The organism is Pseudomonas sp. ADPe (assembly GCF_014843515.1).
In the GTDB taxonomy this organism is placed as follows: domain Bacteria; phylum Pseudomonadota; class Gammaproteobacteria; order Pseudomonadales; family Pseudomonadaceae; genus Pseudomonas; species Pseudomonas citronellolis.
In genome coordinates this window covers 4,586,074-4,595,623 of record NZ_CP062122.1, presented here as the reverse complement: position 1 = coordinate 4,595,623, position 9,550 = coordinate 4,586,074, and the positions used below count along the sequence as shown (strand labels likewise).

11 protein-coding genes are annotated in these 9,550 nt (G+C 69.2%); 7 read left to right on the top strand and 4 right to left on the bottom strand.

Annotated features, from left to right (window positions below; all coding sequences use genetic code 11):
• Positions 1–72 precede the first annotated feature (72 nt).
• Positions 73–960 (bottom strand): LysR substrate-binding domain-containing protein, encoded by an 888-nt coding sequence (locus IG194_RS20900; RefSeq protein WP_058488634.1) that lies wholly within the window; start codon positions 958–960, stop codon positions 73–75.
• A 139-nt stretch (positions 961–1,099) separates the two neighbouring features.
• Here IG194_RS20900 and IG194_RS20895 point away from each other — a divergent pair, with 139 nt between their 5' ends.
• Positions 1,100–1,702 (top strand): glutathione S-transferase family protein, encoded by a 603-nt coding sequence (locus IG194_RS20895; protein WP_058488633.1) that lies wholly within the window; start codon positions 1,100–1,102, stop codon positions 1,700–1,702.
• Between the two features lie 245 nt (positions 1,703–1,947).
• Positions 1,948–3,087, top strand: a complete 1,140-nt coding sequence (locus IG194_RS20890; protein ID WP_058488632.1) for an HPP family protein — start codon at positions 1,948–1,950, stop codon at positions 3,085–3,087.
• On the opposite strand, the gene IG194_RS20885 is transcribed toward IG194_RS20890, so the two are convergent.
• Positions 3,084–3,947 (bottom strand): LysR family transcriptional regulator, encoded by an 864-nt coding sequence (locus IG194_RS20885; RefSeq protein ID WP_043272399.1) that lies wholly within the window; start codon positions 3,945–3,947, stop codon positions 3,084–3,086. The genes IG194_RS20890 and IG194_RS20885 overlap by 4 nt on opposite strands.
• A 31-nt stretch (positions 3,948–3,978) precedes the next feature.
• Positions 3,979–5,181 (bottom strand): MFS transporter, encoded by a 1,203-nt coding sequence (locus tag IG194_RS20880; protein WP_058488631.1) that lies wholly within the window; start codon positions 5,179–5,181, stop codon positions 3,979–3,981.
• 146 nt (positions 5,182–5,327) lie between these two features.
• On the opposite strand from IG194_RS20880, the gene IG194_RS20875 reads away from it, so the two are divergent.
• From IG194_RS20875 to IG194_RS33075, 3 genes are all read left to right on the top strand, one after another.
• On the top strand, positions 5,328–5,558 hold the full coding sequence (locus IG194_RS20875; RefSeq protein WP_009618004.1) for a DUF2789 domain-containing protein: 231 nt from the start codon (positions 5,328–5,330) through the stop codon (positions 5,556–5,558).
• Between the two features lie 70 nt (positions 5,559–5,628).
• Positions 5,629–6,528, top strand: coding sequence for a pseudouridine synthase (locus IG194_RS20870; RefSeq protein ID WP_058488630.1), 900 nt, complete (start codon positions 5,629–5,631; stop codon positions 6,526–6,528).
• Positions 6,529–6,645: 117 nt separating this feature from the next.
• Entirely contained in the window at positions 6,646–6,780 is a 135-nt protein-coding gene (locus IG194_RS33075) for a hypothetical protein (RefSeq protein WP_009618002.1), read from the top strand.
• Between the two features lie 394 nt (positions 6,781–7,174).
• Here the strand turns inward: IG194_RS33075 and IG194_RS20865 are convergent, their stop codons facing one another.
• Positions 7,175–7,477, bottom strand: coding sequence for a PsiF family protein (locus IG194_RS20865; RefSeq protein ID WP_009618000.1), 303 nt, complete (start codon positions 7,475–7,477; stop codon positions 7,175–7,177).
• Positions 7,478–7,651: 174 nt separating this feature from the next.
• Here IG194_RS20865 and IG194_RS20860 point away from each other — a divergent pair, with 174 nt between their 5' ends.
• Together IG194_RS20860 and IG194_RS20855 are read left to right on the top strand one after the other, a co-directional pair.
• Complete coding sequence (locus IG194_RS20860; protein ID WP_009617998.1) at positions 7,652–7,876, top strand: hypothetical protein; 225 nt, start codon at positions 7,652–7,654, stop codon at positions 7,874–7,876.
• A gap of 163 nt (positions 7,877–8,039) precedes the next feature.
• The gene (locus tag IG194_RS20855) at positions 8,040–9,509 is read left to right on the top strand and encodes an inorganic phosphate transporter (protein WP_009617996.1); all 1,470 of its coding nucleotides are present in this window, start codon (positions 8,040–8,042) and stop codon (positions 9,507–9,509) included.
• Positions 9,510–9,550 lie beyond the last annotated feature (41 nt).

The following is a 9,550-nucleotide window of genomic DNA, read 5'->3' as shown; positions in this document are numbered from 1 at the left end:
GCGAAGCCGGGCATAAGCTCTGTGAAACGGCGGATAACCGCGAACGGTTATTCGCCCTACGCTGGACGCGCATCACCCCCACCCCAAATACCCATCCACCTCCTCCGCCAACCACTGGGCAAACACCGCCACCTTGGTCCGCGTCTCCTCCCGCTGTGGCCACACCAGCCAGTAGGGGTAGGCGTAGGGCGCGCTGACCTCGCCCAGTTGCACCAGTTCGCCGCGGGCCAGGGCGCCGGCCACCAGGCTGCGGCGTTCGACGCTTATGCCCAGGCCCAGGCGCAGGGCTTCCACCACCAGGTTGGAGTCGTTGACGGTGAACAGGCCGTCGCCTTCGGGCAGCGCCACGCCCGCCGCCTGGCACCAGGGCAGCCAGGATTCGAAGCCGTGGATCAGCGGGCCGGCGAGGATCTGCTGCGGCGTGCGCGGCAGGCGTCCGCCGTTGAAGTGCGGGGCGCAGACCGCCAGCAGTTCGTCGTCGAACAGGCGTTGCTGGGCCAGGCCCTCCCAGTGCCCCTGGCCGATGCGGATGGCCACGTCGGCCAGGCCCTGGCGCAGGTCGATGACTTCCAGGCTGGCCAGCAGGCGCAGGCGGTATTCGGGATGGCGTTCGCGGAACGCCGGCAGGCGCGGCAGCAGCCATTGCTGGGCGAAGGACGGCAGCACCGCCACCACCAGTTCCCCCTCGCTGGGCCGCGCCCGCGCCAGGCGCGTGGCTTCGGCTATGTCGCGCAGGGCGCGGCGCACCTGCAGGGCGTAGAGGCGGCCCTCCTCGCTCAGGCGCAGGCCGCGGCCCTCGCGCTGCAGCAGGGTGACGCCGAGCAGTTCCTCCAGCTGGCGCACCTGCTGGCTGACCGCCGAGTGGGTGACGTGCAGCTCGGCGGCGGCCTGGGTCACGCTGCCGAGCCGGGCCACGGCCTCGAAGCTGCGCAGCGCGGACAGGGGTGGATAGGCGCTCATGTAAGTTCTGCTAACCCTTGCAGTTATAAATCGTCGATTTTTTCCGGCCTTTCCAGCCGCTAGATTTAGCGACAGCAGCGCTGCCATGCGGCCTTCGCAGCCGGCCACCCCATGTAATCTCCAATAACAGGATGCCTCAATGCAACTGATCGGAATGCTCGACTCGCCCTACGTCCGCCGCGTGGCCATCAGCCTGCGCCTGCTGGACGTCGACTTCAGCCACCGCTCGCTCTCGGTGTTCCGCCACGTCGAGGAGTTCCGCGCCATCAACCCGGTGGTCAAGGCGCCCAGCCTGGTGCTGGACGACGGCCAGGTGCTGATGGATTCGAGCCTGATCATCGACCTGGCCGAACACCAGGCCGGGCGCAGCCTGATGCCCGCCGAGCCGGCCGAGCGGGTGCGCGCCACGCGCCTGCTGGGCCTGGCCCTGGCGGCCTGCGAGAAGGCCGTGCAGCTGTACTACGAGCTGCAGCGCGACGAGGCCCGCCGCGACGCCGCCTGGTACGCCCGGGTGGACCAGCAGCTGCGCGCCGCCTGCGCCGGCCTGGAACTGGAGCTGCTGACGCAGCCGCTGCCGCGCGACGGCCGCCTCGACCAGGCCGGCCTGAGCGCCGCCGTGGCCTGGACCTTCATCCAGCTGGTGCATGCCGAGCGCGTGGCCGCCGACGACTACCCGGCCCTGCGCGACTGGACCGCCCATGCCGAGACACTGGAGGCGTTCAAGGCCTTCCCGCCGGTGTGAGGCCCGCGCGGGCGAGCCCACACTTCACCGATATTGCACTCAAACAGCAATAACATTCATTGGATATGGATCGTCACGCTGTCTAGGATGGCCGTCGGCCTCGCCCCTGCGACAGAACGCCGCTCGACCAACCATAAGGAAGCGCCCGCCCGACCGGCCCCAGGCCGGAATCGTGATGCGCGGTGCCTGCGTGACATGCATCCATTGACTGCCCCCCTTCCCGGCGCCTCCCGCGAGGTGCCGCGATGAAAGCCGCTGCCTTCGGCGCCTGGCTGCACCGCCTGGCGCCCTGCGCCGGCCCCTCGTCCAACCGCGACTGGCTGCGCGCCGTGCTCGGCTGCGGGTTCGCCCTGGGCCTGTGCATGCCCTTGTGCGCCTGGCTGTTCGGCGTCGACACCATGCTGCGCATCGGCCCGCCGCTGGCCGCCTCGGCCCTGCTGGCCATCGCCGTGCCGTCCAGCCCGCTGGCGCAGCCCTGGTCGCTGCTGGGCGGCAACCTGGTGGCGGCGCTGGTGGGCCTGCTGCTCGGCCACTGGCTCGGCCACAGTTGGCCGCAGGCGTCGCTGTCCATGGTGGTGGCGGTGCTGCTGATGCTCGGCCTGCGCTGCCTGCACCCGCCGAGCACGGCCATGGCCTTCAGCCTGGCCGTAGGCGGGCCGCTGGTGGACCAGCATCTGCTGCACCTGCTGCTGCCGGTGGGCGTGGCCTCGCTGGCGCTGATCGGCGTGGCCCTGGTCTACAACAACCTCACCCGCGCGCCCTACCCGCGCAAGCTCGCCGTCCCGGCCAGCAACCCGCACCTGACCGCCGACCCGCTGCCCGGCGAGCGCCTGGGCCTGCATGCCGACGACCTGGAAAGCGCCCTGGCCAGCGCCGGCGGCTTCGTCGACGTCACCCCCGAGGACCTCGAACGCCTGCTGCTGGCCGCCGAGAAGCACGCCAGCGAACGCCTGCTGGGCGGCATCCGCGCGCGCGACATCATGTCCCGCGACATCCGCTCGGTCAGCCCGGACGCGCGCATCGAGGAAGCCTGGGGCCTGCTCGACAAGCACCACCTCAAGGCCCTGCCGGTGCTCGACCGCGGCCACCTGGTGGGCATCCTCACCTTGAGCGACCTGTTCCGCGGCCAGCGCCGCCTGCGCTCGCCCTTCGGCCAGCGCGTCGGCAACCTGATGACGCACCGCGTGCAATCGCTGCGCGAGGACGCCCAGCTTCCGGAGCTGATCCAGTTGCTCTCCGACCAGGGCCGCCACTGCCTGCCGGTGGTCGACGGCGCCGGCCGGCTGGTCGGCATGCTCAGCCAGACCGACCTGATCGCCGCCTTCCGCCACCTCTGGCTGCAGCCGCAGGTGCAGGCCGAGCGCGCCCTGCAGGTGGCGGTCTAGGCCTCGTAGTCCCAGCGCTGCGACCAGTCGATGTCCCCGGCCACCACCTCGCGGAGGATGGCCAGGGCGTTCTGCAGCGCCGGTGAATCCTTCTCGCGGGAATACACCAGGTAGGTCGGGTAGATGAATTCCGGCGCCAGCGGTACCCGCTCCAGCACCCCGGCCTGCAGGTAGCTGTGCACCACCCGCGTGCGGAAGTAGCCGCTGCCGCCGCATTGCAGCAGGTGCTGCAGGGCCAGCGGGCCGAGGCTGAAGCTGGTGGCGGCGTGGGCCCGGTCGGGCAGCGCGGCATCGTGCTGGCGGCGGAATTCCTCGCCCCAGTCGATGTAGATGTAGGGCTCCGGCTGCTGCGTCGAGCGCACCAGGATCAGCTTCTCCTCCAGCAACTGCTCCACCTGCATGCCCGGCCAGTAGTCCGGGCGGTAGACCAGCGCGGCGTCGAGCACGCCCAGCTCCAGCTGCTTCTGCAGGCGCTCGCCGCTGCCGATCTCGGCGTGCAGGGCCAGGGCCGGCATGCGCTGGCGCAGGCGCACCGTCCAGGCGAGCATCAGCGGGTTGCTCAGGCTCAGCTCGCCGCCGATGTTGAGCACCTCGCGGTAGCCCGCCGGCAGCGGCAGGTCGCGGCGCGCCGCGTCCCAGGTCTGCACCAGTTGGTTGGCGTAGCCGAGGAAGCGCTCGCCGTCATCGGTCAGCCGGGCGCCGGCGCGGCTGCGCTGGAACAGCCGGCAGCCCAGCTGCGTCTCGAGGTTGTGCACCCGCGCGGTGACCGTGGTCTGGGTCACGTGCAGGCGCTGCGCGGCGGCGACGAAGCTGCCGCCACGGGCGATTTCCAGGAAGGTGCGCGCCAGTTCGATGTCCATGGGAAGCGGTCACGACGGGGGATGCCGCAGTCTAGTCGAAGTCCAGTTCCTCGTGGCGCTGGCGGGTGAAGCGCAGCAGCCAGAGGCAGATGAGGAAGCCGCAGGCGGCCAGCAGCGCGGCCACCAGGAAGATGCTGGCGTAGTCCGAGTGCGCGGCCACCGCGCCCATCAGCGGGCCGGCCAGGCCCAGGGCCAGGTCGAAGAACAGCGCGTAGGCGCCCAGCGCCGAACTGCGGCTGGCGGCGGGGATGCGCAGCACCGCCTCGACGCCCAGCGCCGGGTACACCAGCGACAGCCCGGCGCCGGTCAGCGCCGTGCCGAGCAGGGCGAAGGCCGGGCTCGGCGCCTGCCACAACAGCAGCAGGCCGGCGCTTTCCACCAGCAGGCAGAGCACCGCCACGTTGAAGCCGCCGAAGCGGTTGATGGTCCAGGACAGCAGCAGCCGCGCGCCGACGAAGCTGATGCCGAACAGGCTCAGGCACCAGGCCGGGTCGGCCCAGCCGCGGCTGCCATAGTAGAGGGTGATGAAGGTGGCCAGGCTGCCGAAGCCGATGGAGCCCAGGGCCACGCACATACCGTAGGGCAGTACCCGGCCGAGCACGGCGAAGAAGGCCATGCGCGTGCCGGCGATGATCGGCGCCGGCGCCTTGCCGCGGGCCAGCAGCAGGCCCAGGCCGGCCAGCGCCAGGATGCCGGCGCCCAGGCTCCACAGCCCCAGCTGCGCGGCCATGCCCACGCCCAGCGGCGCGCCCAGGGCGATGCCGCCGTAGCAGACGATGCCGTTCCAGGAGATCACCCGCGCGGTGTTCTGCGCGCCGACCCGGGCGATGCCCCAGCTCGCCGTGCCGATGCCCATCAGGCCCTGGGCGAAGCCGATCAGCAGGCGGCTGCCCAGCAGCAGCGCCAGGCTCACCCAGGCCAGCGCCTGCAGGCTGGTGGCCAGCAGCACCAGCGCCCCGCCGCCGGCCAGGCTGAGCAGGCCGTAGATCACCGCGCGCTTGGCCCCCAGGGTGTCGGTCAGGCGCCCGGCCAGCGGCCGCGAGGCGAGGGTCGCCAGGTATTGCGCGCCGATCACCAGGCCCGCGGTGGTGGCGTCGAAGCCCAGGTCGTGGTGGACGAAGCCGGGCAGCACCGGCAGCAGGAAGCCGATGCACAGGAACAGCAGGAAGGTGAAACCGACGATCGAGACGATCTGCAGGGTGACGGCGTGCGGACGCTGCTCGGGAGAGCTCATGAACGGGCCTGGCGCGAGGGGATGTCAGGGACTGCGCCATCATTGCCCGATGCCGGGAAAATTGAAAGCCACCTATCGATTCCGCGGCCGACCGGCCCGCGCCGAACGCCTATAGTTGATGCACGACCGACCACAGGAGGCCCGCCATGGACACCACACCCCACACCTTCGCCGAACTGTTCAAGCAACTGGGCCTGCCCAGCGGCCGCCAGGAGATCGACGCCTTCCTCGCCGCGCACCGCCTGCCCGCGGACCAGGCCCTGGCCGACGCGCCCTTCTGGAACGAGGCCCAGGCGGCCTTCATCCGCGAGGCCCTGGAAGAGGACTCGGACTGGGCCGAGGAAGTCGACGAACTGGCCGCGCGGCTGTCCCACTGAGCGCCGGGCGGCCTTTGACGGCGACTCCCATCTGCGGCCTAATGCACGCCCCCGACCGCCACCGCCGCCCATGTCCGAGAAGCCGTTTTCCGCCGCCCAGCACCGCGCCAGCACCCTGCACCTGCCGGCCGGGCCCTGGTCGACGGTGCTCGACTGCCTGTGCGCGCGCTTCCCGGCGATCCCCCGCGAGACCTGGCTGCAACGCCTGGCCCGCGGCCGCGTGCTGGACGCCGAGGGCAAGCCGCTGGACGCCAGCACACCGCACCGCGAGGGCCTGCGCGTGCACTACTTCCGCGAGGTGGAGGCGGAAACGCCGATCCCCTTCGAAGAACGCATCCTGCACGTCGACGAGCACCTGGTGGTGGCCGACAAGCCGCACTTCCTGCCGGTGACGCCCTCCGGCCAGTACGTCGAGCAGACCCTGCTGGCGCGCCTGGCCCGGCGCCTGGACAACCCGCTGCTGGTGCCGCTGCACCGCATCGACCGGCCCACCGCCGGGCTGGTGCTGTTCTCCGCCAACCCGGCCAGCCGCACGGCCTACCAGGCGCTGTTCCGCGAGCGGCGCATGCACAAGCGCTACGAGGCCATCGCCCCGCCGCTGCCGCAGTTGGACTTCCCCCATGTGCGGCGCAGCCGCCTGGTGGACGGCGAGCCCTTCATCCTCATGCGCGAGGCCGAGGGCGCGATCAACAGCGAAACCCGCATCGAGGTGCTGGAGCGCCGCGAGCACTGGTGGCGCTACGCGCTCTACCCGGTGAGCGGCAAGCGCCACCAGCTGCGCGTGCACATGGCCGCCCTGGGTGCGGCGCTGCGCAACGATCCGCTTTATCCACAGCTGCTGCCGGAAGAGCAGCGGCGCAGCGACGACTATTCCCGCCCGCTGCAGTTGCTGGCCCGGCACCTGGCCTTCGACGACCCGCTGACGGGCCGGCCGCGGCAGTTCGACAGCCAGTTGCAGCTGGACTGGTGAGCCGGGTCTTTCATCGATTTCATCAATAGTCGAAAGCAGGAAGTTCCATTTCCGTTGATGGTGGCCGTTGCGTTTTCATAGCTCCGTCCCCCACTGACGGAACGCAAGGAGCCCGCCATGAGCTATACCGCGAAGTCCTTCTCGGCGCTGGTCAACGCCCTGCGCGCCAACGGCATCACCCGCCCGGAGCAGATGGCCCGGCAGCCCTTCCGCAATGCCCAGGGTTACTGGTCGGCGGAGGTGAAGGCATGAACGCACGTCATTACGTCCAGTCGCCGTTGAGCGAAGATGGGTCGGTGTTGTTCTATCTGCTGGCGGTGGCCTGGTTATTGTGCTCGGGAGTTTGAGCGAGCGGGCCTTGTCCTCTCGCACCGTCCACCTCGCTATTCCCACGAACGCGGAACGCGGCTCCACCGCGGACAGAGTCCTATCCCTCCGACAAACGCAATGCCCCGTAGGATGGTGTTGAGCGAAGCGATACCCATCACCACGACCGCATGGGTTTCGCCAAGGCTCAACCCATCCTACGAAGAGCGCCAGTTTCTTCTATGGCCCCAGGGAAGCACCGGCGTAGGAGCGGACCTTGTCCGCGATCGGGTTCACCGGCCACGCCGGACGCCCCGGCCACACCTGCGCCCCGCCCCCGCTATTTCTTCAGGCACCCACTCATGAACGTCTTGCGCTCATCGCCCTTCAGCGCCTTGGCCGCGGCGTCCTTGTTGCACTGGGCCATCTTCTCCTGCTGCGGCGTCAGCTTCTTGCCGGTATCGCCGCCGCCGGCCTTCAGGCAGCTGCTCATGAAGGTCTTGCGCTCATCACCTTTCAGCGACTTGGCGGTAGCGTCGGCGTTGCAGGTCTTCATCTTTTCCTGCTGGGCGGTGTTGGCGGCGAAACCCTGCACCGAGAACAACAGCGCGCACAGCAGCAGGGGAAGGCGGAGCTTGATCATGGAGCGGTCTCCTCGAATGTTGATCGCTTCCTGAGCGTAGCCTGCTGTTACATTTGTGCGAGCCCACCCGCGTGCCCCGGTCACGGCTGACAGCGCCTCGCCAGCGGTTATAATCGCGCCTGCTATGCTTTCCCCGCATATCCCCCCATCAGCCACACGCCATCAGGAACACAGGTGACGAAAGACGAACTGCGCGCCGAACTGGAGCGCCAGGAACAGCGTTACAAGGATGTCTATGGCGGCGAGGTCACCCTCTACGCCGCCCAGCCCGACCCCGACAAGAAGCCCTGGCGCAAGCGCCCGACCGTGCAGGACAAGGCCTTCGACCGGGAACTGGAGAAGATGCAGACCGACCTGCAGAAGGCCCAGCAACGCCAGGCCGAACAGGACGCGAACTGAGCCGCGACGGCCCCCCGAAAACGTTGCAGCGCATTGCCCGCAGCGCTGCAAGCCCCGTGCGACCGGGTGTCGCTGGATTCCGAGAATCGCTTCAGGTTTCAGACGACATCCTATCGCTTCTGGCATAATCGCCGCCCCGTCACCGACCGGTCACAGAAACTTCATGTTCGATCTCTTCAGCGGACTCGACCTCTGGGTAGGCATCAGCCTGGTGCTGGCGCTGGGCTTCGTCCTGGCCTTCGAGTTCATCAACGGCTTCCATGACACCGCCAACGCGGTGGCCACGGTGATCTACACCAAGGCCATGTCGCCCTACCGCGCGGTCATCCTCTCCGGCATCTTCAACTTCCTCGGCGTGCTGCTCGGTGGCGTCGGCGTGGCCTATGCCATCGTGCACCTGCTGCCGGTGGAACTGCTGATCAACGTCAACAGCGGCCACGGCCTGGCCATGGTGTTCTCGCTGCTGGCCGCGGCCATCGCCTGGAACCTGGGCACCTGGTACTTCGGCATCCCCGCCTCCAGTTCGCACACCCTGATCGGCTCGATCCTCGGCGTGGGCCTGGCCAACGCCGTCATCACCGGCGTGCCGCTGGCCGACGGGGTGAACTGGCAGAAGGCGATCGACATCGCCATGTCGCTGATCTTCTCGCCGCTGGCCGGCTTCATCGTCGCGGCCCTGGTGCTGATCGGCCTGAAGTGGATGTACCCGCTGTCGAAGATGCACAAGACCCCGGAAACCCGCCGCGAAGTCGACGAGAAGAAGCACCCGCCGTTCTGGAACCGCCTGGTGCTGGTGCTCTCGGCCATGACCGTGAGCTTCGTCCACGGCTCCAACGACGGCCAGAAGGGCATCGGCCTGATCATGCTGGTGCTGATCGGCATCGTCCCCGCCAAGTTCGTCCTCGACCTGAACAGCACCACCTACCAGATCGAACGCACCCGCGACGCCGCCATCCACCTCAGCCAGTTCTACCAGCGCCACACCGACGTGCTCGGCGACATGCTCGCCCTGGGCAAGGGCGCCGACGGCGAGATGCCCGAGCTGTACCGCTGCGAAGCAAAGCAGACCGAATCCACCCTCAAGGGCCTGCTGAGCGACATCAAGGGCATCTCCAGCTACAACGAGCTGTCCGCCGACAGCCGCGTGCAGGTGCGCCGCTACCTGCTGTGCCTGGACGACACCGCGAAGAAGGTCGGCAAGCTCGACAGCCTGCCGGCGCGCGAGAAGGCCGACCTGGAGAAGCTGCGCAAGGACCTGACCAGCACCACCGAATACGCGCCCTTCTGGGTGATCATCGCGGTGGCCCTGGCCCTGGGCGTGGGCACCATGGTCGGCTGGAAGCGCGTGGTGCTCACCGTCGGCGAGAAGATCGGCAAGCAGGGCATGACCTACGCCCAGGGCATCAGCGCCCAGCTCACCGCCACCGCGGCGATCGGCATGGCCAACCTCTACAGCCTGCCGGTGTCCACCACCCACGTGCTGTCCTCGGGCGTGGCCGGCACCATGGTCGCCAACCGCAGCGGCCTGCAGGGCGGCACCGTGCGCAACATCCTGATGGCCTGGATCCTCACCCTGCCCACCTCCATGGCCCTGGCCGCCGGCCTGTTCTGGCTGGCCTCGCGCTTCTACTGACGGCCCCGCCGACGCCTGCCCCGCGCAGGCGTCGCCTGGCC

What these genes read in the sequence shown, in the direction of transcription:
- IG194_RS20900 (WP_058488634.1), bottom strand. Translation starts at nt 960, where the DNA reads ATGAGCGCCTATCCACCCCTGTCCGCGCTGCGCAGCTTCGAGGCCGTG.
- IG194_RS20865 (WP_009618000.1), bottom strand. Translation starts at nt 7,477, where the DNA reads ATGATCAAGCTCCGCCTTCCCCTGCTGCTGTGCGCGCTGTTGTTCTCG.
- IG194_RS20885 (WP_043272399.1), bottom strand. Translation starts at nt 3,947, where the DNA reads ATGGACATCGAACTGGCGCGCACCTTCCTGGAAATCGCCCGTGGCGGC.
- IG194_RS20875 (WP_009618004.1), top strand. Translation starts at nt 5,328, where the DNA reads ATGGACACCACACCCCACACCTTCGCCGAACTGTTCAAGCAACTGGGC.
- IG194_RS20870 (WP_058488630.1), top strand. Translation starts at nt 5,629, where the DNA reads ATGTCCGAGAAGCCGTTTTCCGCCGCCCAGCACCGCGCCAGCACCCTG.
- IG194_RS20855 (WP_009617996.1), top strand. Translation starts at nt 8,040, where the DNA reads ATGTTCGATCTCTTCAGCGGACTCGACCTCTGGGTAGGCATCAGCCTG.
- IG194_RS20890 (WP_058488632.1), top strand. Translation starts at nt 1,948, where the DNA reads ATGAAAGCCGCTGCCTTCGGCGCCTGGCTGCACCGCCTGGCGCCCTGC.
- IG194_RS20895 (WP_058488633.1), top strand. Translation starts at nt 1,100, where the DNA reads ATGCAACTGATCGGAATGCTCGACTCGCCCTACGTCCGCCGCGTGGCC.
- IG194_RS33075 (WP_009618002.1), top strand. Translation starts at nt 6,646, where the DNA reads ATGAGCTATACCGCGAAGTCCTTCTCGGCGCTGGTCAACGCCCTGCGC.
- IG194_RS20880 (WP_058488631.1), bottom strand. Translation starts at nt 5,181, where the DNA reads ATGAGCTCTCCCGAGCAGCGTCCGCACGCCGTCACCCTGCAGATCGTC.